The sequence below is a fragment of the Klebsiella sp. HN106 genome (assembly GCF_051209435.1).
Classification (GTDB): Bacteria; Pseudomonadota; Gammaproteobacteria; order Enterobacterales; family Enterobacteriaceae; genus Klebsiella; species Klebsiella oxytoca.
The window spans coordinates 1,050,074-1,071,875 of sequence record NZ_JBLURD010000001.1 but is presented as its reverse complement, the minus strand read 5'-3'; the positions used below and the strand labels follow the sequence as shown (position 1 = coordinate 1,071,875).

Below are 21,802 nucleotides of genomic sequence, written 5' to 3'. Positions count from 1 at the left end.
TAAAAGGCTTATGACTACCACGCTAACGAAAGGAGACTGAAATGAAAAAAGTTGCGGTGCTACTGGCGTCGGGTTTTGAAGAGGGAGAGGCGATTGTGGTGGTTGATATCCTCCGCCGTCTGCATCTGGATGTGGAGCTTCTCTCCTGCGCCGAATCGCGCGCGGTGGTGAGCTACCACGATATCCCAATGGTTGCGGATAGCACTTTAGCCGAACGCGCAGGGATGCTGTACGACGCGGTGGTTCTGCCCGGCGGTCCGCAGGGAAGCGTCAACCTCGCCGCCAGCCAGGACGTCGTAGCGTTTATTACGGCCCACGATAAAGCAGGAATGCTGATCTGTCCGATCTGTTCGGCAGCCGCAAGGGTTCTCGGCGGCAATGGGCTGCTCAGGGGGCGACGCTACGTCTGTTCGGGGGAGTTATGGCAGAACGTGACGGACGGGGAGTATGTTGATCAACCCGTAGTGGAAGACGGTAATTTGATCAGCGGTAAAGGGTTAGGCCATGTTTTTGATTTTTCTTTTACCGTTGCCGCTCGTTTATTGGGGGATGAGGTGCCGGTACGCAATCATGCGGAGCATATTTATTGCCGCTGGTAATATCGACAAGGATAACTCTGCTGATGATATAGAGAATATTGCTACAGCCTGCGCTAATTGTCTGACAATTAGCGCTTTTTTTATGTCTTTTTTCGCTGTTTTTATGTACGCAATTACTGTAATTCCGCGATGTGATTGCGCTCTCGTATGGAGAAATAATTTCCGGTTAATACTATTTTAACAACGGCGGTCTTGATTGAGACTTTCCTAATGCCTTGTTTTGCGTCCGATAAAAAAATTAACTCTTAATTTTCCCTACATAAAAGCGAATTAAAGCTGGAGTTTACCATGCACAAATTTACTAAAGCGCTGGCGGCGATCGGTCTCGCCGCAGTTATGTCACAATCAGCTATGGCCGAGACGCTTAAGCTGGGTTTTCTGGTCAAACAGCCTGAAGAGCCATGGTTTCAAACAGAGTGGAAATTTGCCGATAAGGCCGGTAAAGATTTAGGTTTCGACGTCATCAAAATTGCCGTCCCCGACGGTGAGAAAACCCTCAACGCCATTGATAGCCTGGCGGCTAGCGGAGCCAAAGGCTTTGTTATCTGTACGCCCGATCCCAAACTCGGGGCGGCTATAGTCGCCAAAGCGCGCGGCTATGATATGAAAGTCATTACCGTCGATGACCAGTTCGTTAACGCCAAAGGCAAACCGATGGAGAGCGTACCGCTGGTGATGATGGCGGCCAGTGAGATCGGCGCACGTCAGGGGCAGGAGCTCTATAAAGAGATGCAAAAACGCGGCTGGGACGTGAAGGATACCGCCGTCATGGCCATCACTTCCGACGAGCTGGACACCGCCCGTCGTCGCACTACCGGATCGATGGACGCCCTGAAATCAGCCGGTTTCCCGGAGCAACAAATCTACCGTGTGCCAACGAAATCTAACGACATTCCCGGCGCCTTTGATGCCGGCAACTCTATGCTGGTTCAGCATCCTAACGTCAAACACTGGCTGATCGTCGGCATGAACGACAATACCGTTCTGGGCGGCGTACGCGCCACCGAAGGCCAGGGCTTTAAAGCGCCTGACGTTATCGGTATCGGTATTAACGGTGTTGATGCTGTGAACGAACTCTCTAAAGCGCAGGCCACCGGTTTCTACGGCTCTCTGCTGCCAAGCCCGGATATTCACGGCTATAAAACCAGCGAGATGCTTTATAACTGGGTGACAAAAGATGTCGAACCGCCAAAATTCACCGCGGTGACCGACGTGGTGCTGATTACCCGCGACAATTTTAAAGAAGAGCTGGCTAAAAAAGGGCTGTAAGGCCGGTTGAGCGGGCCTCTTGCCTTGCGCGAGAGGCCCTGTACAGAAAAGCGGAGTCGTTATGCAACAGTCTACCCCTTATCTCTCATTCCACGGCATCACCATGACATTCCCGGGCGTTAAAGCGCTGTCCGATATTAGCTTTGACTGCTATGCCGGACAGGTCCACGCCCTGATGGGAGAAAACGGCGCCGGGAAATCCACGTTGCTCAAAATCCTCAGCGGCAACTACGTACCCACTGCCGGCAGCCTACAGATCCAAGGCCAGCAGATGACCTTTACCCACACCACCGAGGCGCTGAATGCCGGGGTGGCGATTATCTATCAGGAGCTGCATCTGATCCCGGAAATGACCGTGGCGGAAAATATCTACCTCGGCCAATTGCCGCACAAGGGCGGGATTGTGAATCGGTCGCTGCTGAATTATGAAGCTGGCCTGCAGCTGCAGCATCTGGGGCTGGATATCGACCCGGAAACGCCGTTGAAGTATTTGTCGATTGGCCAGTGGCAGATGGTGGAGATCGCCAAGGCGCTGGCGCGGAACGCCAAAATCATCGCTTTTGACGAGCCCACCAGCTCACTGTCGGCCAGGGAAATCGACAATCTGTTTCGGGTCATCCGCGAACTGCGCCAGGAAGGGCGGGTGATCATTTACGTTTCCCACCGGATGGAAGAGATCTTTGCGTTAAGTGACGCCATCACGGTCTTCAAAGATGGTCGCTACGTGCGCACCTTTGACAATATGCAAGAGGTTAACCACGACGCTCTGGTACAGGCGATGGTCGGTCGCGAGCTGGGCGATATCTACGGCTGGCAGCCCCGTGAATATGGCAAAGAGCGTTTGCGCCTCGATCGGGTGAAGGCGCCTGGCGTACGGCAACCCGTTAGCCTTTCGGTGCGTAGCGGAGAAATCGTCGGCCTGTTTGGGCTGGTTGGCGCCGGACGCAGCGAACTGATGAAAGGCCTGTTCGGCGGCAGCAGAATAACCGCCGGTCAGGTTTATATCGACGGCGAGGCCATTGATATCCGCAAGCCGGCTCAGGCGATTCAGGCCGGGATGATGCTCTGCCCGGAAGACCGCAAAGCAGAGGGGATTATTCCGGTTCACTCGGTTCGCGACAACATCAATATCAGCGCCCGCCGCAAGCACATTCTCGCGGGCTGCGTCATCAATAATGCCTGGGAAGCGCAGAACGCCGACCAGCATATTAAATCGTTGAATATCAAAACGCCCGGCGCAGAGCAGCTGATTATGAATCTCTCCGGTGGCAATCAGCAAAAGGCGATTCTCGGCCGCTGGCTGTCGGAGGAAATGAAAGTCATCCTGCTTGACGAGCCCACGCGCGGCATTGATGTTGGCGCTAAGCATGAGATCTATAACGTTATTTACGCATTAGCGGCATCGGGCGTCGCGGTGGTCTTTGCCTCCAGCGATTTACCGGAAGTTCTCGGCGTAGCCGATCGCATCGTGGTGATGCGCGAGGGTGAGATTGCCGGAGAGCTGCTGCATGAACATGCCAATGAACAGCAGGCATTGAGCCTTGCCATGCCAAAAGTGAGCCAGGCAGTCGCCTGAGTAAGGAGTCTATGATGTCATCAGTTACCACTTCAGGTACTTCCCGGTCGGCTTTTAGTTTCTCCCGTATCTGGGATCAGTTCGGCATGCTGGTTGTTTTCGCGGTGCTGTTTATTGGCTGCGTAATTTTTGTGCCCAATTTTGCCTCGTTTATTAATATGAAAGGTCTGGGGTTGGCTATTTCTATGTCCGGAATGGTCGCCTGTGGGATGCTGTTTTGCCTGGCGTCCGGCGATTTCGATCTGTCGGTCGCCTCGGTTATCGCCTGCGCTGGCGTGACCACGGCGGTGGTGATTAATCTGACTGAAAGCATGTGGGTTGGCATCGGCGCCGGTCTGCTGCTTGGCGCAGTGAGCGGCCTGGTCAACGGTTTTGTCATTGCCCGCTTAAAGATTAATGCTCTGATTACCACCCTCGCCACGATGCAGATCGTCCGCGGTCTTGCCTATATCATCTCCGACGGTAAAGCGGTAGGGATTGAAGATGAGCGCTTTTTTACCCTCGGCTACGCCAACTGGTTTGGTCTGCCTGCGCCTATCTGGTTAACCGTTGCCTGCCTGATTGTATTCGGTCTGCTGCTGAATAAAACCACCTTTGGCCGAAACACGCTGGCGATAGGGGGTAATGAAGAAGCGGCTCGTCTGGCCGGCGTCCCGGTTGTGCGGACAAAAATTATTATTTTCGTCCTTTCAGGGCTGGTTTCCGCGGCGGCGGGCATTATCCTGGCATCCCGTATGACCAGTGGTCAGCCGATGACGTCCATTGGCTATGAGCTGATTGTCATTTCGGCCTGCGTGCTCGGGGGCGTATCGCTGAAGGGCGGGATCGGCAAGATCTCCTACGTGGTAGCCGGGATCCTGATTCTGGGAACGGTGGAGAATGCGATGAACCTGCTGAACATTTCCCCGTTCTCGCAGTACGTTGTGCGCGGCGTGATTTTGCTGGCTGCGGTGATCTTCGACCGCTATAAACAGAAAGCGAAGCGTGCGGTTTAATTCGTCCAACTTTTCAGTTTAATCCTAAACCCTCGCCAGCGCCCGTTGCGCTGGCGATGACTATCAAAAATGGCGATGCTGGTCACACTGTCTATACTTACATGGCTACAATAATTTAACACCCAGCATGTTGCTGGCCATGATAAGGAGGAAACAGGGTGGCTGACCAGATTTATGTACCGCCTGCGTTAACCGGAAACTACGCTTTTTTCTTTGACCTCGATGGTACCCTTGCCGGTATCAAACCCCATCCCGATCAGGTGGTCATTCCAGCCGATGTTCTGCAGTCGCTGCGCCAGCTTGTGCAGCAGCAAAACGGCGCGGTGGCATTGATTTCAGGGCGCTCAATGGTTGAGCTGGATGAGCTTACCCGTCCTTACCGGCTACCGCTTGCCGGTGTCCACGGGGCTGAACGCCGTGACATCAATGGTAAAACGCATATTGTCTCTTTACCGGATTCACTTCTGAAGGCGCTCTCTGCGCAGTTGACGACGGAACTGGATGCTTTGCCGGGATGCGAACTGGAAAGTAAGGGGATGGCTTTTGCTTTGCACTATCGACAGGCGCCGGAGCAGCAGCAAGCGGTGCTGGCGCTGGCGCAATCTATCGTCCAGCGCCATCCCATTCTGGCCCTGCAGCCGGGTAAGTGCGTGGTGGAGATCAAACCGCGTGGAGTGAATAAAGGTGAAGCGATAGCCGCTTTTATGCAGGAAGCTCCATTCAAAGGACGCAAGCCGGTGTTTGTTGGTGATGACTTAACCGATGAAGCTGGTTTTAGCGTCGTGAATCAATTGAATGGCGTATCGGTCAAAGTGGGCGGCGGCGAAACGCAAGCGCGTTGGCGTTTGCCTGACGTGCCCGCCGTCCATCTTTGGATTAGTAACATCGCGAATCATGGGCAACAACCAGATGCGCTAACCGACAGGAGAGATGGCTATGAGTCGCTTAGTCGTAGTATCTAATCGTATTGCCCCGCCGGATGACAAAAAGGCCAGCGCCGGTGGCCTTGCCGTGGGGATTATGGGGGCATTAAAAGCAGCCGGAGGTTTGTGGTTCGGCTGGAGTGGGGAAATCGGTGACGACCAACAGCCGTTAAAAAAAGTGACTCAGGGCAATATCACCTGGGCCTCTTTCAATCTTAGCGAGCAGGATCACGACGAATATTACAACCGCTTTTCCAATGCCGTTTTATGGCCCGCATTCCACTATCGTCTTGACCTGGTTGATTTTCAGCGTGAAGCCTGGGAGGGCTATCAGCGCGTTAATGCGACCCTGGCGGATAAACTGCTGCCGCTGATTGAACCTGACGATATCGTCTGGATCCACGATTACCACCTGCTGCCGTTGGCCAGCGAACTGCGCCAGCGCGGCGTCAATAATCGTATCGGCTTCTTTTTGCATATTCCGTTCCCGACGCCGGAAGTGTTTAATGCGTTACCGCCGCATGCGGAACTGCTTGAACAGCTTTGCGATTACGATTTATTGGGTTTCCAGACCGAAAGCGACCGACTGGCGTTTCTGGATTGCGTATCGATGCAAACCCGCCTGACGACGCGCGACGGCAAAAAGCATGTGGCCTGGGGAAAACCTTTCCAGACCGAAGTCTATCCGATCGGTATCGATCCGGAAGAGATTGCGCGCAGTGCTAAAGGGCCGCTGCCGCCGAAGCTGGCGCAGCTGAAGAGCGAGCTCAAAAGCGTCCAAAATATCTTTTCCGTTGAACGGCTGGACTATTCGAAAGGGCTGCCGGAGCGTTTTCTTGCTTATGAAGCCCTGCTGGAGAACTATCCGCAGCATCACGGCAAGATTCGCTATACCCAGATTGCGCCGACTTCACGCGGGGACGTTCAGGCCTATCAGGATATTCGTCATCAGCTGGAAAACGCAGCCGGCCGTATCAATGGCCAGTATGGCCAGCTGGGCTGGACGCCGCTTTACTACCTTAACCAGCACTTTGAACGCAAGCTGCTGATGAAAATCTTCCGCTACTCCGACGTTGGTCTGGTTACCCCGCTGCGCGATGGTATGAACCTGGTGGCGAAAGAGTATGTTGCCGCGCAGGACCCGCAAAATCCGGGCGTGCTGGTGCTGTCGCAGTTTGCCGGCGCGGCCAACGAGCTCCCGACGGCCTTAATCGTTAATCCTTACGATCGCGATGAGGTCGCTGCGGCGCTGGATAAGGCATTAACCATGCCTCTGGCCGAGCGTATTGCCCGCCATTCGGCCATGCTGGCGGTGATTAAGGAAAACGATATTCATCGCTGGCAGGAGCGGTTTATTGCCGATCTAAAGGAGATTGAGCCAGGGAGCGAGGAGAGCCACTTAGAGCGCAAGGTCGCCACTTTCCCTAAACTCGCCTGAGGCCAAGACGGTTAGCGCCTCCCCGGCGCTAGCCTTTTTCCAGACAAACCAGCAGCACATCGACGCCGCTACTGCCAACAATATCTTTTGCCGAACAGGTGGCGCGAGAAAACAGACTCTGGTTGTGGTTACCGCAAATCACCAGGTCAACGCGATGCTGTCGGCAAAAATCCTGCACGTGGTGAGCAATTCCGCCGCTGGCGATGGTCATTTTCTCTATAGGATAGTCGGCGTGGCGGGCCAGCTCGGCCAGAAATCCGCGCGTCTCCTCCTGCATCACTTCGCGTAAGTTTTCCATCATGGGCGCCGCAAACTGATTATACAGCTCCGGATCCGTCGCCAGCGTAATCAGGCTGACTTTTGCATTGACCGGACGTGCGATGGAGACGGCTTTTTGAATGAGGACCCGGCTTTCCGGGGTTGGCGCCACGGCGACCAGCAGATGTGAGTAGGGCATCAAGCCTCCTTGATATACGCGAAACAACCCTTTTCTTATTGTCTTTACTCCCATTCCTTAGCATTCGCAAGGTTTATCCGCAGCGAAATACATCGCCCAAATTTCATTCCACGACGCGCCGTTTCGGTGGCCATATCTCAGTTTTTGGTCCGATCTTTTGTATTAAAAGAAACGCTGTTTTATAAATCAGTGAAGCGTGTTCATCGACTCTTTGTGTTTTTGCCATTGAACGCTTTTGGCTGGCAAAAATGAAAAGGTAACGCCGTTCCCATGTTCTTACTGTAGCCATGTATCAACCCCCTTTTGGCGGAATGAGCCAAAAAGCGGTTCGGAGTTCTCAAAAAAAAGACACAGGATTTACGGCGATGAAAACACGTAAAATCGGTTTGGTTAACTACCTTGCCTATGGATCGGGCGATTTTCTTGGTGCGGGAACAACTGCACTCACGGCAGCCTGGCTGCTCTACTTCTACACCACCTTTTGCGGACTTTCGCCTATCGAGGCGACGCTCATTTTTGCCACTGCCAGAGTTCTGGATGCGGTAATCAGCCCGCTGATGGGCTTTCTGACGGATAACTTTGGCTCGACCTGGCTGGGAAAACGTTTTGGCAGGCGTAAGTTTTTTATCCTGCTCGGCATCCCTTGCGTGTTTAGCTACTCCATTATGTGGGTAGGGGATATGGGGTTCTGGTACTACCTGCTGACCTATCTGCTGTTTGACATCGTCTATACCATGATTCTGGTGCCGTATGAAACGCTGGTGCCGGAAATGACCGACGATTTTAAACAGAAAACCAAATTCTCCGGCGCGCGTATTTCTATGGCGCAGATGTCGGCGATCCTGGCTTCTTTCCTGCCGGGCATTCTGCTGACCATCTTCGGCAAAGACAACGCCGTCTCTTTCTTCTACGCCAGCCTGGTGTTCTCGGTGCTGTGCGCAATGATGTTAACTTTTGTCTGGTTCTTTACCTGGGAGCGCCCGCGTGAAGAGTGGACCGAGGCTGCGCTGCGCGCCGAAGAGGAGAAACAGAACCTGAGCTTGTCTCAGAGTCTTAATCGCCTGTTTATTGAATTAAGTTCGACCCTGCGCATTAAAATTTTCCGTCAGCATTTGGGGATGTATCTGGGGGGCTATATCGCCCAGGATGTCTTCAATGCGGTCTTTACTTACTATGTGGTGTTTGTCCTGATGCAGGAAGCCTCAATGGCCTCCAACCTGCTGGGGACCATGGCGATCTTCCAGTTTATTGCGGTTATTGCGATGATCCCGCTGTGTATTCGCTTCGGTCCGGCGCCATCGTACCGCATGGTGGTAGTGCTGTTCGGGCTGAGTTCGCTCTCTTACGCGGTGCTGTACTACGCTGGCCTCAGCGATGTTTATTCGCTGCTGCTGCTGATTTCCGCAGTGGCGGGTCTGGGCCGCGGCGGCATCAACTATGTTCCGTGGAACACCTATACGTATATTGCCGACGTGGACGAAGTGATCACCGGCCAGCGTCGCGAAGGCATCTTTGCCGGGATTATGACTCTGACGCGTAAGGCTTCCCAGGCCGGGGCGGTGATGCTGGTAGGGATCATCATGCAGATGTCCGGCTTTGTCTCCGGGCAGAAAACGCAGCCTTATGAAGTGAGCCATACCATTCTGCTGATCCTCAGCGTCGGCACTTTGCTGGTGCTGGCCTGCGGCTTCCTCGTTTCCCTGCGCTTTAAGCTCAATCTGCAAACCCACAGCGTCCTGCGTGCGGAAACGCTCAAAATGCGTGAATCCGGACGCGCTCAGCCGGAACTGGCCAGCGCCCAGGATCGTGAAGTAGTCGAGATGCTGGCCGGGATGCCGTACGACTCCCTGTGGGGAAACAACAATATTGGTTATCTGAATCGTAATAAACCCGCCGCGCCATCGCTGAAGCAGCGTTCTGCCATGAATTCGACATATAACAGAGGTTAAGGATATGAAAGTTTGGCCTGTCAAACATAGCCCACTACTGCGCCAGCCTGAGCGCTTTATCGCCCGCAATGAACTGCAGGCGCTGATTCAGAAGGTCACGCAAAATCTGGTCAACATTAAAGATGAAAGCGGGCAATTTTTACTGCGGCTGGACGACGGGCGCATCATTGATACGAAAGGGTGGAACGGCTGGGAGTGGACTCACGGCGTCGGCCTGTACGGCATCTGGCAGTATTACCAGCAGACCGGCGATACCGCAATGCGCGATATTATCGATAGCTGGTTTGCCGATCGCTTTGCCGAGGGGGCGACCACCAAAAACGTCAACACCATGGCGCCGTTTCTCACCCTCGCTTATCGCTATGAAGAGACGGGCAACGCCGCGTATCTGCCCTGGCTCGATAGCTGGGCCGAGTGGGCGATGAACGAGATGCCGCGCACGGAGTCTGGCGGCATGCAGCACATCACGCTGGCGGAAGAAAATCATCAGCAAATGTGGGACGACACGCTGATGATGACCGTTCTGCCGCTGGCGAAAATTGGTAAGCTGCTTAATCGCCCCGAATACGTAGAGGAGGCGGTGTATCAGTTTCTGCTGCACGTGCAGAATCTGATGGACCGCGAGTCCGGTCTGTGGTTTCACGGCTGGAACTACGAGGGGCGACATAATTTCGCTCGCGCCCGCTGGGCGCGCGGCAATAGCTGGCTGACGATCGTGATCCCGGATTTCCTGGAGCTGGTGGATTTACCCGAAAACAGCGCGGTGCGACGTTACCTGGTGCAGGTGTTGGATACGCAGATTGCTGCGCTGGCCCGCTGTCAGGACGATAGCGGCCTGTGGCATACGCTACTTGATGACCCTGACTCCTATCTGGAAGCGTCGGCGACCGCCGGTTTTGCGTATGGGATCCTCAAGGCGGTGCGCAAGCGCTACGTGAGTCAGGCGTATACGGAGGTTGCGGAAAAAGCGATTCGCGGCATTGTGGCGAATATCTCTGCGCAAGGGGAACTGCTGCAAACGTCCTTCGGTACCGGGATGGGGTCGGATCTCGATTTTTATCGCGACATCCCGCTGACGTCGATGCCGTATGGCCAGGCGATGGCGATCCTGTGTCTGACGGAGTATCTGCGGAAGTATTTTTGAATCAGGTGAGAACAGCCGGGTGTGGCGTCAGCCGCCGCCCGGCAAACCCGGCGTTAAGCCGGGTTCTTTCGACACATTACATCCGTTCTACGGTTTCGATACCCAGGGTATCAAGACCCAGCTTCAGCGTTTTCGCCGTCAGCAGAGCCAGTTTCAGGCGGCTGTTGCGCGTCTCTTCGCTTTCAGCGCTCAGGATCGGGCAGTGCTCGTAGAAACCGGAGAACAGACCCGCCAGATCGTACAGGTAAGAACACATAACGTGCGGCGTGCCTTCACGGGCAACGACCGTAAGGGTTTCTTCAAACTGCAGCAGACGGGCCGCCAGCTGGGCTTCGCGGTCTTCGATGATGACCACCGGCGCCGCCACCAGCGCGCTTTCATCAATATCCGCTTTGCGGAACACGGAGAGCACGCGGGTATAGGCATACTGCATATAAGGCGCGGTATTGCCCTCAAAGGCCAGCATGTTATCCCAGTCGAAGATATAGTCAGTGGTGCGGTTTTTTGACAAGTCGGCATACTTAACCGCGCCAATCCCGACCGCGTTCGCCAGTTTTTCCAGTTCATCGGCGGGCATATCCGGGTTTTTCTCCGCCACCAGACGGCGGGCGCGTTCCAGCGCTTCGTCCAGCAGGTCGGCGAGCTTCACGGTACCGCCGGCGCGGGTTTTGAACGGTTTGCCGTCCTTGCCGAGCATCATGCCGAACATGTGGTGCTCCAGCGGTACGGACTCCGGCACGTAGCCGGCTTTACGTACGATAGTCCACGCCTGCATCAGGTGCTGATGCTGGCGAGAGTCGATGTAGTAAAGCACGCGATCCGCATGCAGATTCTCGTAGCGGTATTTTGCGCAGGCGATATCGGTAGTGGTGTAAAGGTAGCCGCCATCCTTCTTCTGGATGATGACGCCCATCGGTTCACCTTCCTTGTTTTTGTACTCATCAAGGAATACCACCGTCGCGCCTTCGCTTTCTACCGCCAGCCCTTTGGCCTTCAGGTCGGCCACGATACCCGGCAGCATCGGGTTATAAAGGCTTTCGCCCATAACATCATCGCGGGTCAGGGTGACGTTCAGGCGGTTATAGGTTAACTGGTTTTGCGACATGGTGATGTCGACCAGCTTGCGCCACATTTCGCGGAAATATTCGTCGCCGCCCTGCAGCTTAACGACGTAGCTGCGCGCGCGCTCGGCGAAGGCTTCATCTTCATCGTAGTGTTTTTTCGCTTCACGATAGAAACCTTCGAGGTCGGCCAGCGCCATTTCACCGGCGTTCTCCTGCTGCTGTTTTTCCAGGTACGCGATAAGCATGCCGAACTGGGTACCCCAGTCGCCCACGTGGTTAGCGCGGATCACTTTATGCCCGAGAAACTCCAGCGTACGCACCGCGGCATCGCCAATGATGGTGGAGCGCAGGTGGCCTACGTGCATCTCTTTCGCCACGTTCGGCGCAGAGTAATCGACCACCACGGTTTGTGCCGGCGGCTGAGCCACGCCCAGACGTTCCGATTTCAGCGCGCTGCTGACATTTTCCGCGAGGAAGGCCGGATCGAGGAAAATATTAATAAAGCCAGGGCCGGCGATCTCTACCTTATTGGCAATCCCGCTCAGATCGAGATGAGACAGTACCTGCTCTGCAAGTTGTCGCGGCGCCATGCCCAGTTTTTTGGCAACGGCCATCACGCCGTTGGCCTGATAGTCGCCGAACTGGACTTTTGCTGACTGGCGGACCTGAGGTTCGCAATCGGCAGACGCGCCTGCTGCGATCAGGGCCTGACTGACTTTTTCTGAGAGAAGAGCCTGAATATTCACCGAAACACCTTACGTTAACACGCCGTCACCCTGATGGGGCGGCGCGGGAATGTGGACAAATTAGGGCAGGAGTATACTGCATTTGCACCCACGCGTCAGCACCGCACGGAGGTTGCTTAGCCTCGCGCTCAACGAATAGCCGTTCGCCGGACGTCGCCGACGATTGCCGGTTGGTCGGCTGCGGAAAACGCGATAGATTAGCGCTTTTTAGTGCGTACCGAGGCTTACGATGGCGAACTGGCAGCAGATTAATGAATTAAACGATATTTCCGCGGACCTGCCGCGCTTTACCGAGGCGCTAAACGCGCTTGCTCATCGGCTTGGTCTCGATATTACGCCACTTGATGCCGACCATATTTCCCTGCGCTGTCACCAGAACGCCACGGCGGAGCGCTGGCGTCGCGGCTTTGAGCAATGCGGCACGCTGCTGTCGGAAAATGTCATTAACGGCCGCCCCATCTGCCTGTTCAGGCTGGATGAGCCGGTGGTCGTGGCGCACTGGCGTTTTAGCATTGTTGAACTGCCGTGGCCGGGCGAAAAGCGCTATCCGCATGAAGGCTGGGAGCATATTGAAATCGTTCTGCCTGGCGAGCCCGAAACGCTCAATACCCGCGCCCTGGCGCTGCTTTCCGATGATGGATTGAGCCAACCGGGCATTTTTGTAAAGACCAGCGCGCCAAAAGGAGAGCATGAGCGCTTGCCGAATCCAACTCTGGCGGTTACCGATGGCAAAGTGACGATCAAATTTCACCCGTGGTCGATTGAGCAAATTGTCGCCAGCGAACAATCAGAACGATAACAGTGTGAAGCTACGCGGCGTCTGTCGGAAGAAATCGTGACATTCTGTCGTGTCTGCCATATCGACGGAGAGAAGAATGACCTTACTGGAAGTCTGTTGTTACAGCATGGAGTGCGCGCTGGAAGCCCAGCGCTGCGGCGCCGACCGCATCGAGCTATGCGCCGCGCCGCAGGAGGGAGGGCTGACGCCTTCCTCGGGCGTCCTTAAAACGGTGCGTGAGTCGGTGACCATCCCCGTTCATCCAATTATTCGTCCGCGCGGCGGTGACTTTTGCTATACCGCTGGCGAATTTGCCGCAATGCTTGATGATGTGGCTGCGGTGAGAGATCTCGGCTTTCCCGGCATGGTGATCGGCATCCTGGACGCCGACGGTCAGGTAGATAGGGCGCGAATGAAAAAAATAATGGCGGCGGCGGGAATGATGGCCGTCACCTTTCACCGTGCCTTTGATATGTGCGCCAACCCGCGCCAGGCCAGCGTTGAGCTGGCTGATCTCGGCGTTCAGCGGATCCTGACTTCGGGCCAGCAGCCATCAGCCGAAAAAGGAATTTCATTAATCAGGGAACTTATTTCCCAAAGCGACACTCCTATTATTATGGCCGGCGCAGGAGTGCGTGCCGCCAACCTGCCGCTGTTTTTGCAGGCTGGGGTAAAAGAGGTCCACAGCTCGGCAGGCCAGTGGCTACCGTCCCCGATGCGCTTTCGTAATCCCGGGTTGTCGATGTCTACGGATGCCGATGCTGATGAATACTTACGCTACGCCGTCAATGGCGAAGCGGTAGCGGAAATGAAGAAGATTATTTCCGCACAGAGAGATTAAAACCCTAAATAATTCGAGTTGCGAGAAGGCGGCGACGCAGGGAAACCCCAGGAGCTTACTCAAGTAAGTGACTGGGGTGAGCGACAAATCTGTCTGGAACAGATTTGAACGCCGTATCCCGGCGGCCCGTAAGGGCGAGGCTCATGGATGAGCCGAGTAACAAAGCCAGCGCACATGCAACTTGAAGTATGACGGGGATAAACCGTTTTTTGCTGCACATCATGTCGCCCAATATGATGATTGCCCGTACCAGGCCCCTGCCCATTAAACAGGGGCCTTTTTTTATGCTAAAAACGCGTCAACCGGCCCGCTTGTCGGCACGTTTTTTCGCTGCCAGAGACTGTTCCGTTTCCGGTTTGGTGGCAATAATCACCGCGCGCAGCGGGGCGGGATAGCCTTCGCGGGTTTTGCTACTGTCCTCTGGATCGAGGAAGTCGGCCAGCGACTCGGTGGTCATCCACTCGGTGCGGCGCTGCTCTTCGGTCGAGGTCACGCACGCATCGACGATGCGTACATCGACAAATCCGCACTTCTCCAGCCACTGCTTCAGCGCGGCGGCAGAGGGAATAAAGTAGACGTTGCGCATCTGCGCATAGCGATCGCCCGGCACCAGCACGGTATTTTCGTCGCCTTCAACGACCAGCGTCTCCAGCACCAGCTCGCCGCCGGGAACCAGCTGATCTTTTAGCTGCCAAAGGTGATCGAGCGGGGAACGACGATGGTACAGCACGCCCATCGAAAAAACGGTATCAAAGGCGTTCAGCGCCGGAAGCTGTTCAATTCCCAGCGGCAGCAGATGCGCCCGCTGGTCGTTGCCCAGCAGTTTACGTACGGCTTCAAACTGGCAAAGGAACAGTTGGGTGGGATCGATGCCTACCGCCAGATGAGCGCCGGCGCCAATCATCCGCCACATGTGATATCCGCTGCCGCAGCCGACATCAAGAATAGTCCGTCCGGTCAGGTCGGAAAGGTGCGGCAGTACGCGCTCCCACTTCCAGTCGGAACGCCATTCGGTATCGATATTCACGCCGTAAAGGGAGAAGGGCCCTTTACGCCAGGGCATCAGATTCTTCAGCAGGTTTTCAAGGCGCAGGCGCTGGCCTTCACCGAGCGGCGTTTCGCTCTCGGCGGTGACGCTATGCAGCAGGTCGAGGCGGTAGGGCGCAAACTCGGGCAGAAACTCGACGGCCCGTTCCCACTCCCGGTATTTGCCGTGCAGCGCTTCACGTTGCCAGGCCGCGACCTGAGCGGGTAGCGTCTCCAGCCAGTGTGACAGCGGGCTTTTGGCAATCAATTGATAAAAGTTGCTGAAATCAATCATGCCGGTTCCCCGGATTTTACGGCGATTAACGATCCGAAGTTAAAGCACTGGAACCACAATTCGGCATGTTCGAAACCGGCCTTGCGCAGGCGGGCTTTGTGGGTTTCCACGGAATCGGTGAGCATGACGTTTTCCAGCATGCTGCGCTTCTGGCTGATTTCCAGCTCGCTGTAGCCGTTGGCGCGCTTGAAGTCGTGATGCATGTTGAACAGAAGTTCGCCGACGTTGTCATCCTCGAAGCTGAATTTTTCCGACAGCACCAACGCACCGCCCGGATTCAGCCCCTGATAAACCTTATCAAGAATGGCCTGGCGTTCGCCCGGCTCGAGAAACTGAATGGTGAAATTCAGCACCACCATCGAAGCATTTTCGATAGTGACTTGACGGATATCGCCTTCAATAACTTCGACCGGCGTCGGCGCTTTATAGGCGTCAATATGGCGACGGCAGCGTTCGACCATCGCCGGTGAGTTATCAACGGCGATAATTTTACAGCCGGCATGGGCAATGTTGCGGCGCACGGACAGCGTGGCTGCGCCAAGCGAGCAGCCGAGATCGTAAACCTGGGTATCCGGCTGAACGAAACGTTCCGCCAGCATGCCGATCATTGAAATAATGTTGGAATAGCCGGGAACAGAGCGCTGGATCATATCCGGGAAGACTTCAGCAACCCGTTCATCAAAGGTCCAGTCGCCGAGACTGGCAATCGGCGCGGAAAAAAGCGTATCGCGGTGAGACATAACGTTAAACCCGAAAAATCGAAAACGGCGTATTGTGCGCTAACGGACGGAGAAAACCAACTCCCAGGGCATATACCAGAAGTTCGCCAGCACCATCAGCAACAATGAACACCACGTCGCGCTCATGCCAGAGCGGCGCCAGCGATACAGGCGATGATGGAAACCATAAGAGTGCATCAGGCGCCCGACAATCAGCAAAATACCGCAGACGTGAACCATCCAGGTCTGCGCGCCGTTCATTTCCATAAACAGCAGCAGAATCAGGCCAATGGGAACGTATTCCACCGCGTTGCCGTGCACGCGAATAGCAACCTGCAGCTCGCTAAAACCACCGTCGCCGTAGCCAACGCGATATTGCGTCCTCAGGCGTACGACATCGTAAGAAAACTTTATTAGCAATAACGCACCTAAAACCGCATACAGCGCGCTGACCATACTCAAAACTCCCTTTTATTCCATCCGGTGGCTCAGTTGAGGATAGCAGGATATCAGAAAAGAGAGGTTTGCTGCGGAATTGACGGCGCATCACCTATTTCCGGTAGGGCGGCGCGCAGATCGCTCCACAGGATGTCGACCAGCTGCGGAGCCTGGGCGATATCCGGTGTGTGGAGGAACAGGTAGGGCGTTGTGGTTTGCGCCCATTTTGGCAGCGTCCTTATCCACACGCTAAAAAGCTCGCGATTTTGCGCCATATCGTCGCTGCCAATAAAGCGCACCATAGGGTGCCGGGCCGTCACCAGCGCATGGACGGGGACTTTGGGCTTTTTGTTTTGTGCTTCGATCATTGCCTGACTGCGGGCGATGGCGCTGTGAACCGGGCGGCTATCGAGGATAACGCGGTTGACGTTTCGCTGATGCAAGCCGCGATTAAGCTGCTGCTCCGCTTCCCCCTTGGCGAAAAATTCCGCATGCCTTACTTCGACGCCGTAGGTGAATTCACGCGGCAGACTATCAAGAAAGTGCCAGAGGGCGGGAAGGTCTCGGGGGCCAAACGTCGCCGGCAGCTGTAGCCAGTATTGGCCGATGCGCGAAGACAGCGGCGCCAGACGAGTAAAAAACTCCTGGCTTAAGTCGTCGCAGTTGCGCAGCGCCGCCTGGTGCGAAATGGTGGCCGGAAACTTGAAGCAGAAGCGAAAATCGTCGTGGGTCTGTTCATACCATCGGCTGACAATCTCCGCTTTTGGTAACGCGTACAGGGTGGTGTTGCCCTCCACGCAATTAAAGTGGCGGGCATACTCTTCAAGGCTGGTGATACCCAGGCGCACCCACTTCGGGTGCGCCCATTGGGGAAGCCCAATATAGATCATAAGGCGGCAAGTACCTCCTCGGTACTGCGCACGCGAGCAATACGCGGGAAGATGTGCGTCATGCTGCCCTGATGCTGTTCGGCCGACGCCGCGCTGCAGGCATCTTCAACCAGAATCAGATTAAATCCCAGCTCCCAGGCGTTGCGCGCCGTGGATTCGACGCCGATGTTGGTGGATATTCCGCACAGAATGATGGTGTCGATGCCGCGACGGCGAAGCTGCAGCTCGAGGTCAGTGCCGTAAAAAGCGCCCCACTGACGTTTAGTAACTTCGATATCGCTTTCCTGTTTTTCCAGCGCGAGCGGGTAGGTCCACCAGTTTTCCGGTAGCGTATGGGCGCCAGCCTCGGCATCGACCGGCTGTTTCAGCGCTTCGGCGAAATCCGCTGACCAGCCGACGCGAACCATCACTACGGGGGAGCCCTGCTGGCGACACTTTTTCGCCAGCTTCGCGGCCCGCTCAACCACTTCATCAGCACGATGAGGGCCGCCGGCAAACGGTAAAATACCTTCCTGCAGGTCAATAATGACCAGCGCGGTGTTTTTTGCATTGAGTTCTAACATAATATCCCCGTATCTTCTCCAGGTGGTCAGGTCGCTACAATACCGTTGCCGATTCTGCCCAAGGGTAACAATTTTTGTTAATTTTTGTGAGTGCAGGCACTAAGCGCACAGCAAAGCAACGCTGCGCGCTGCGCCGGGCTTATCGTGCGGCATAATTTCCAGTATAATAGCCGCCTTTTTTCATTCAGTAGTGACATCAGCTAAAGCTGCGACCTCGTCGCCTGCAAGGCAGGCAACAATCCGCCTGCGGCTAAGTTAAGGGATATCTCATGCGTACAGAATATTGCGGACAGCTCGGTCTGTCCCACGTAGGGCAGCAAGTGACTCTGTGTGGTTGGGTCAACCGTCGTCGTGATCTTGGTAGCCTTATCTTTATTGATATGCGCGACCGCGAAGGCATCGTGCAGGTGTTTTTCGATCCGGATCGCGCGGATGCATTAAAGCTGGCCTCCGAACTGCGTAATGAGTTCTGCATTCAGGTCACCGGTACCGTGCGCGCGCGTGACGAAAAGAACGTCAATAATGATATGGCCACCGGCGCCATTGAAGTGCTGGCAACCGACCTGACGATCATCAACCGTGCTGAAGCGCTGCCGCTGGATTCCAACCACGTCAACACCGAAGAAGCGCGTCTGAAATACCGTTACCTGGACCTGCGTCGTCCGGAAATGGCGCAGCGCCTGAAAACCCGCGCGAAGATTACCAGCCTCGTTCGCCGTTTTATGGACGACCACGGTTTCCTCGATATCGAAACCCCGATGCTGACCAAAGCGACCCCGGAAGGCGCGCGCGACTATCTCGTGCCTTCTCGTGTGCATAAAGGCAAATTCTACGCGCTCCCGCAGTCTCCGCAGCTGTTTAAACAGCTGCTGATGATGTCCGGTTTTGACCGCTACTATCAGATTGTTAAATGCTTCCGCGACGAAGATCTGCGCGCTGACCGCCAGCCGGAATTCACCCAGATCGACGTCGAGACTTCCTTTATGACCGCCCCGCAGGTGCGCGAAGTGATGGAAGCGCTGGTGCGTAATCTGTGGCAGGAAGTGAAGGGCGTGGATCTGGGGGATTTTCCGATCATGACCTTTGCCGAAGCCGAGCGCCGCTATGGTTCTGACAAACCGGACCTGCGTAACCCGATGGAGCTGGTGGACGTCGCCGATCTGGTGAAAGCGGTGGAATTCGCCGTCTTTGCGGGCCCGGCTAACGACGCCAAAGGCCGCGTTGCCGCGCTGCGCGTGCCTGGCGGCGCTGCGCTGAGCCGTAAGCAAATCGACGAATACGGTAAGTTTGTCCAAATCTACGGCGCCAAAGGTCTGGCATACATTAAAGTCAACGAACGGGCGAAAGGCCTTGAAGGTATCAACAGCCCGGTGGCTAAATTCCTCAACGCCGACATCGTTGAAGCGATCCTTGAGCGCACCGGCGCGCAGGATGGCGATATGATCTTCTTCGGCGCGGATAACAAAAAAGTGGTTGCCGATGCGCTGGGCGCGCTGCGTCTGAAGCTGGGTAAAGATCTGAACCTGACCGATGAAGAGAAATGGGCGCCGCTGTGGGTGATCGACTTCCCGATGTTTGAAGACGACGGTGAAGGCGGCCTGACCGCGATGCACCATCCGTTTACCTCGCCGAAAGATATGACCGCCGCAGAGCTAAAAGCCGCGCCGGAAGATGCGGTAGCTAACGCTTACGACATGGTGATTAACGGCTATGAAGTTGGCGGCGGTTCCGTGCGTATTCACAGCGGTGAGATGCAGCAGACCGTATTCGGTATTCTGGGAATTAACGAGCAGGAGCAGCGCGAGAAGTTTGGCTTCCTGCTGGATGCGCTAAAATACGGTACTCCACCGCATGCGGGTCTGGCTTTTGGCCTTGACCGTTTGACCATGCTGCTGACCGGCACCGATAATATCCGTGACGTTATCGCCTTCCCGAAAACGACGGCGGCGGCCTGCCTGATGACCGAAGCCCCGAGCTTTGCGAATCCTGCATCGCTGAGCGAGCTCGGTATTCAGGTGGTGGCGAAAGAGGCAAAAGAGTCTCCGGAGAATAAGTAAGATGTCATTCAAGCTCCCCGTTTCCGTTCTGGTGGTGATTTATGCCGAAGATACGAAGCGGGTGCTGATGTTGCAGCGTCGCGACGATCCCGCCTTCTGGCAGTCGGTTACCGGCAGCCTGGAGGAGGGGGAAACCGCGCCGCAAGCTGCCGCGCGTGAAGTAATGGAAGAGGTCGCCATTGACGTTGCCTGCGAGCAGCTGGCTTTGGTTGATTGTCAGCGAACGGTAGAGTTCGAGATATTTTCTCATTTACGTCATCGCTATGCGCCGGGCGTTGAGCGCAATACGGAGTTTTGGTTCCGTCTTGCGCTCCCCCATGAACGCCAGATTGTCTTTACGGAACATCTGGACTATCGCTGGGTTGATGCGACGGAAGCCGCCACGTTGACCAAGTCCTGGAGCAACCGGCAGGCGATTGAAGAATTTGTAATTAACGCCAACTAATTTCCCCCAGAATTTTAGTTATCAGGAAGGCGGCCAGTTGGGATATCACCCGGAGCTTACTTGCGTAGGTAATGGGTGTGAAACAACGCAGCCAGTGCTCCTGAGGGCTAAAAGGCGCCGGGAAAAGGCTTTTTTGGAGATATTATTTTATGGCAGGTCATAGTAAATGGGCCAACACCAAACACCGCAAAGCGGCACAGGATGCCAAACGCGGTAAGATCTTTACGAAAATTATTCGCGAGCTGGTCACCGCGGCCCGTCTTGGCGGCGGCGATGCGGGCTCAAACCCGCGTCTGCGCGCAGCGATTGACAAAGCGCTGAGCAACAACATGACCCGTGACACCCTGAACCGCGCTATTGCCCGCGGCGTCGGCGGCGATGATGATGCGAACATGGAAACCATCATTTATGAAGGTTACGGTCCTGGCGGTACGGCGGTAATGGTTGAATGTCTGTCCGACAACCGCAACCGTACCGTTGCTGAAGTACGTCACGCGTTCAGCAAAACCGGCGGTAACCTGGGCACCGACGGCTCCGTTTCCTACCTGTTCAGCAAAAAAGGCGTCATCTCCTTCGAGCAAGGCGATGAAGATGCGATCATGGAAGCGGCGCTGGAAGCGGGCGCGGAAGACGTGGTGACCTATGACGACGGCGCAATTGACGTCTACACCGCCTGGGAAGAGATGGGTGCGGTACGCGATGCGCTGGAAGCTGCCGGTCTGAAAGCGGACGCCGCTGAAGTCTCCATGATCCCGTCAACCAAAGCGGATATGGACGCGGAAACTGCGCCGAAACTGCTGCGTCTGATCGATATGCTGGAAGATTGCGACGACGTGCAGGAAGTTTATCATAACGGCGAGATCTCTGATGAGGTCGCCGCAACCCTGTGATACCCGTACACTTTCAGCCCACAGCGGTGTTGGCGCTCCTCGCTTACCCCGGTCACGTAGTGAATCTACGCACCCGGGGATGCGCTGCGTGGCCGCCTGGCTGTGAACTGAAATCGTTAGGGTCTCACGAGTTAGTTATGACCGGGGGCGCGTGATGGCTATTATTCTCGGTATTGACCCGGGGTCGCGCGTCACTGGTTATGGCGTTATCCGTCAGGTTGGACGCCAGCTGAGCTACCTCGGCAGCGGCTGTATACGCACGAAAGTGGATGATTTACCGTCCCGCCTGAAGCTTATCTATGCCGGCGTTACGGAAATTATCACCCAGTTCCAGCCGGACTACTTCGCCATCGAACAAGTTTTTATGGCCAAAAACGCCGACTCGGCGCTGAAGCTCGGCCAGGCGCGCGGAGTGGCCATCGTCGCGGCGACGAATCAGGATCTGCCGGTCTTTGAGTACGCCGCCAGGCAGGTGAAGCAGACCGTTGTCGGGATTGGCAGCGCGGAAAAGAGCCAGGTGCAGCACATGGTGCGCACGTTGCTCAAGCTTCCGGCCAACCCACAGGCGGATGCGGCGGATGCTTTAGCTATCGCCATCACTCATTGCCACGTCAGCCAGAACGCAGCTCAGATCAGTGAAAGCCGCCTGAACCTGGCGCGCGGACGCCTCCGCTAATCTACACCGCCCCGGCGCTTGTTG

Annotated in this window: 22 protein-coding genes; 14 read left to right on the top strand and 8 right to left on the bottom strand. The window is 55.5% G+C overall.

Annotated features, from left to right (window positions below):
- The first annotated feature begins 41 nt into the window (after window positions 1-41).
- The 6 genes from ACSIPU_RS05035 to otsA all read left to right on the top strand — a co-directional run bounded on the left by ACSIPU_RS05035 (window position 42) and on the right by otsA (window position 6,800).
- Entirely contained in the window at window positions 42-599 is a 558-nt protein-coding gene (locus ACSIPU_RS05035; RefSeq protein WP_024274407.1) for a DJ-1/PfpI family protein, read from the top strand.
- A 288-nt stretch (window positions 600-887) separates the two neighbouring features.
- Window positions 888-1,868, top strand: coding sequence for an arabinose ABC transporter substrate-binding protein (locus tag ACSIPU_RS05030; RefSeq protein ID WP_004113815.1), 981 nt, complete (start codon window positions 888-890; stop codon window positions 1,866-1,868).
- A 61-nt stretch (window positions 1,869-1,929) separates the two neighbouring features.
- Window positions 1,930-3,444, top strand: a complete 1,515-nt coding sequence (gene araG / locus ACSIPU_RS05025; RefSeq protein WP_004103427.1) for an L-arabinose ABC transporter ATP-binding protein AraG — start codon at window positions 1,930-1,932, stop codon at window positions 3,442-3,444.
- 14 nt (window positions 3,445-3,458) lie between these two features.
- The gene (gene araH / locus ACSIPU_RS05020) at window positions 3,459-4,439 is read left to right on the top strand and encodes an L-arabinose ABC transporter permease AraH (RefSeq protein ID WP_004103425.1); all 981 of its coding nucleotides are present in this window, start codon (window positions 3,459-3,461) and stop codon (window positions 4,437-4,439) included.
- A gap of 158 nt (window positions 4,440-4,597) precedes the next feature.
- Entirely contained in the window at window positions 4,598-5,401 is an 804-nt protein-coding gene (gene otsB / locus ACSIPU_RS05015; RefSeq protein WP_016808315.1) for a trehalose-phosphatase, read from the top strand.
- Window positions 5,376-6,800: an alpha,alpha-trehalose-phosphate synthase gene (otsA, locus tag ACSIPU_RS05010; RefSeq protein WP_004103421.1), complete on the top strand. Its 1,425-nt coding sequence runs from the start codon at window positions 5,376-5,378 to the stop codon at window positions 6,798-6,800. The genes otsB and otsA overlap by 26 nt, the downstream gene beginning before the upstream one ends.
- 28 nt (window positions 6,801-6,828) lie before the next feature.
- Here the strand turns inward: otsA and uspC are convergent, their stop codons facing one another.
- Both uspC and ACSIPU_RS05000 read right to left on the bottom strand, forming a co-directional pair.
- A complete protein-coding gene (gene uspC / locus ACSIPU_RS05005) occupies window positions 6,829-7,257 on the bottom strand; it encodes a universal stress protein UspC (protein ID WP_004103417.1) in 429 nt (142 codons plus the stop codon).
- Window positions 7,258-7,360: 103 nt separating this feature from the next.
- Window positions 7,361-7,546, bottom strand: a complete 186-nt coding sequence (locus ACSIPU_RS05000) for a hypothetical protein (RefSeq protein ID WP_156529725.1) — start codon at window positions 7,544-7,546, stop codon at window positions 7,361-7,363.
- 76 nt (window positions 7,547-7,622) lie between these two features.
- Here ACSIPU_RS05000 and ACSIPU_RS04995 point away from each other — a divergent pair, with 76 nt between their 5' ends.
- Both ACSIPU_RS04995 and ACSIPU_RS04990 read left to right on the top strand, forming a co-directional pair.
- Window positions 7,623-9,206 (top strand): MFS transporter, encoded by a 1,584-nt coding sequence (locus tag ACSIPU_RS04995; RefSeq protein WP_004103413.1) that lies wholly within the window; start codon window positions 7,623-7,625, stop codon window positions 9,204-9,206.
- A gap of 4 nt (window positions 9,207-9,210) precedes the next feature.
- Window positions 9,211-10,350, top strand: a complete 1,140-nt coding sequence (locus ACSIPU_RS04990; RefSeq protein WP_016808314.1) for a beta-galactosidase BglB — start codon at window positions 9,211-9,213, stop codon at window positions 10,348-10,350.
- Window positions 10,351-10,426: 76 nt separating this feature from the next.
- Here ACSIPU_RS04990 and argS read toward each other — a convergent pair whose 3' ends face one another.
- A complete protein-coding gene (gene argS / locus ACSIPU_RS04985) occupies window positions 10,427-12,160 on the bottom strand; it encodes an arginine--tRNA ligase (protein ID WP_024274406.1) in 1,734 nt (577 codons plus the stop codon).
- A 229-nt stretch (window positions 12,161-12,389) separates the two neighbouring features.
- Here argS and ACSIPU_RS04980 point away from each other — a divergent pair, with 229 nt between their 5' ends.
- Both ACSIPU_RS04980 and cutC read left to right on the top strand, forming a co-directional pair.
- Window positions 12,390-12,959 (top strand): VOC family protein, encoded by a 570-nt coding sequence (locus ACSIPU_RS04980; RefSeq protein ID WP_023321230.1) that lies wholly within the window; start codon window positions 12,390-12,392, stop codon window positions 12,957-12,959.
- Between the two features lie 76 nt (window positions 12,960-13,035).
- Complete coding sequence (gene cutC / locus ACSIPU_RS04975; RefSeq protein WP_004103408.1) at window positions 13,036-13,779, top strand: copper homeostasis protein CutC; 744 nt, start codon at window positions 13,036-13,038, stop codon at window positions 13,777-13,779.
- 298 nt (window positions 13,780-14,077) lie between these two features.
- On the opposite strand, the gene cmoB is transcribed toward cutC, so the two are convergent.
- The 5 genes from cmoB to ACSIPU_RS04950 are packed head-to-tail and all read right to left on the bottom strand — an operon-like array spanning window position 14,078 to window position 17,710.
- Entirely contained in the window at window positions 14,078-15,100 is a 1,023-nt protein-coding gene (cmoB, locus tag ACSIPU_RS04970; protein ID WP_016808312.1) for a tRNA 5-methoxyuridine(34)/uridine 5-oxyacetic acid(34) synthase CmoB, read from the bottom strand.
- A complete protein-coding gene (gene cmoA / locus ACSIPU_RS04965; RefSeq protein ID WP_024274405.1) occupies window positions 15,097-15,840 on the bottom strand; it encodes a carboxy-S-adenosyl-L-methionine synthase CmoA in 744 nt (247 codons plus the stop codon). Before cmoA ends, cmoB begins: the two co-directional genes overlap by 4 nt.
- A 39-nt stretch (window positions 15,841-15,879) precedes the next feature.
- Entirely contained in the window at window positions 15,880-16,275 is a 396-nt protein-coding gene (locus ACSIPU_RS04960; protein ID WP_004103403.1) for an MAPEG family protein, read from the bottom strand.
- 53 nt (window positions 16,276-16,328) lie between these two features.
- Entirely contained in the window at window positions 16,329-17,147 is an 819-nt protein-coding gene (locus ACSIPU_RS04955) for a DUF72 domain-containing protein (RefSeq protein ID WP_024274404.1), read from the bottom strand.
- Window positions 17,144-17,710: a hydrolase gene (locus ACSIPU_RS04950; RefSeq protein WP_004103401.1), complete on the bottom strand. Its 567-nt coding sequence runs from the start codon at window positions 17,708-17,710 to the stop codon at window positions 17,144-17,146. The genes ACSIPU_RS04955 and ACSIPU_RS04950 overlap by 4 nt, the downstream gene beginning before the upstream one ends.
- Before the next feature lie 269 nt (window positions 17,711-17,979).
- Here ACSIPU_RS04950 and aspS point away from each other — a divergent pair, with 269 nt between their 5' ends.
- The 4 genes from aspS (at window position 17,980) to ruvC (ending at window position 21,778) form a co-directional block, all read left to right on the top strand.
- Window positions 17,980-19,767, top strand: a complete 1,788-nt coding sequence (aspS, locus tag ACSIPU_RS04945) for an aspartate--tRNA ligase (protein WP_004103400.1) — start codon at window positions 17,980-17,982, stop codon at window positions 19,765-19,767.
- Window position 19,768: 1 nt separating this feature from the next.
- On the top strand, window positions 19,769-20,212 hold the full coding sequence (gene nudB, locus ACSIPU_RS04940) for a dihydroneopterin triphosphate diphosphatase (protein ID WP_004103398.1): 444 nt from the start codon (window positions 19,769-19,771) through the stop codon (window positions 20,210-20,212).
- Window positions 20,213-20,361: 149 nt separating this feature from the next.
- Window positions 20,362-21,102: a YebC/PmpR family DNA-binding transcriptional regulator gene (locus ACSIPU_RS04935; RefSeq protein WP_004103396.1), complete on the top strand. Its 741-nt coding sequence runs from the start codon at window positions 20,362-20,364 to the stop codon at window positions 21,100-21,102.
- A 154-nt stretch (window positions 21,103-21,256) separates the two neighbouring features.
- On the top strand, window positions 21,257-21,778 hold the full coding sequence (gene ruvC / locus ACSIPU_RS04930; RefSeq protein ID WP_004113791.1) for a crossover junction endodeoxyribonuclease RuvC: 522 nt from the start codon (window positions 21,257-21,259) through the stop codon (window positions 21,776-21,778).
- Window positions 21,779-21,802 lie beyond the last annotated feature (24 nt).

What these genes read in the sequence shown, in the direction of transcription:
- ACSIPU_RS05035 (WP_024274407.1), top strand. Translation starts at nt 42, where the DNA reads ATGAAAAAAGTTGCGGTGCTACTGGCGTCGGGTTTTGAAGAGGGAGAG.
- ACSIPU_RS05030 (WP_004113815.1), top strand. Translation starts at nt 888, where the DNA reads ATGCACAAATTTACTAAAGCGCTGGCGGCGATCGGTCTCGCCGCAGTT.
- araG (WP_004103427.1), top strand. Translation starts at nt 1,930, where the DNA reads ATGCAACAGTCTACCCCTTATCTCTCATTCCACGGCATCACCATGACA.
- araH (WP_004103425.1), top strand. Translation starts at nt 3,459, where the DNA reads ATGTCATCAGTTACCACTTCAGGTACTTCCCGGTCGGCTTTTAGTTTC.
- otsA (WP_004103421.1), top strand. Translation starts at nt 5,376, where the DNA reads ATGAGTCGCTTAGTCGTAGTATCTAATCGTATTGCCCCGCCGGATGAC.
- uspC (WP_004103417.1), bottom strand. Translation starts at nt 7,257, where the DNA reads ATGCCCTACTCACATCTGCTGGTCGCCGTGGCGCCAACCCCGGAAAGC.
- ACSIPU_RS05000 (WP_156529725.1), bottom strand. Translation starts at nt 7,546, where the DNA reads ATGGCTACAGTAAGAACATGGGAACGGCGTTACCTTTTCATTTTTGCC.
- ACSIPU_RS04995 (WP_004103413.1), top strand. Translation starts at nt 7,623, where the DNA reads ATGAAAACACGTAAAATCGGTTTGGTTAACTACCTTGCCTATGGATCG.
- ACSIPU_RS04990 (WP_016808314.1), top strand. Translation starts at nt 9,211, where the DNA reads ATGAAAGTTTGGCCTGTCAAACATAGCCCACTACTGCGCCAGCCTGAG.
- ACSIPU_RS04980 (WP_023321230.1), top strand. Translation starts at nt 12,390, where the DNA reads ATGGCGAACTGGCAGCAGATTAATGAATTAAACGATATTTCCGCGGAC.
- cutC (WP_004103408.1), top strand. Translation starts at nt 13,036, where the DNA reads ATGACCTTACTGGAAGTCTGTTGTTACAGCATGGAGTGCGCGCTGGAA.
- cmoB (WP_016808312.1), bottom strand. Translation starts at nt 15,100, where the DNA reads ATGATTGATTTCAGCAACTTTTATCAATTGATTGCCAAAAGCCCGCTG.
- cmoA (WP_024274405.1), bottom strand. Translation starts at nt 15,840, where the DNA reads ATGTCTCACCGCGATACGCTTTTTTCCGCGCCGATTGCCAGTCTCGGC.
- ACSIPU_RS04960 (WP_004103403.1), bottom strand. Translation starts at nt 16,275, where the DNA reads ATGGTCAGCGCGCTGTATGCGGTTTTAGGTGCGTTATTGCTAATAAAG.
- ACSIPU_RS04955 (WP_024274404.1), bottom strand. Translation starts at nt 17,147, where the DNA reads ATGATCTATATTGGGCTTCCCCAATGGGCGCACCCGAAGTGGGTGCGC.
- ACSIPU_RS04950 (WP_004103401.1), bottom strand. Translation starts at nt 17,710, where the DNA reads ATGTTAGAACTCAATGCAAAAAACACCGCGCTGGTCATTATTGACCTG.
- aspS (WP_004103400.1), top strand. Translation starts at nt 17,980, where the DNA reads ATGCGTACAGAATATTGCGGACAGCTCGGTCTGTCCCACGTAGGGCAG.
- nudB (WP_004103398.1), top strand. Translation starts at nt 19,769, where the DNA reads ATGTCATTCAAGCTCCCCGTTTCCGTTCTGGTGGTGATTTATGCCGAA.
- ACSIPU_RS04935 (WP_004103396.1), top strand. Translation starts at nt 20,362, where the DNA reads ATGGCAGGTCATAGTAAATGGGCCAACACCAAACACCGCAAAGCGGCA.
- ruvC (WP_004113791.1), top strand. Translation starts at nt 21,257, where the DNA reads ATGGCTATTATTCTCGGTATTGACCCGGGGTCGCGCGTCACTGGTTAT.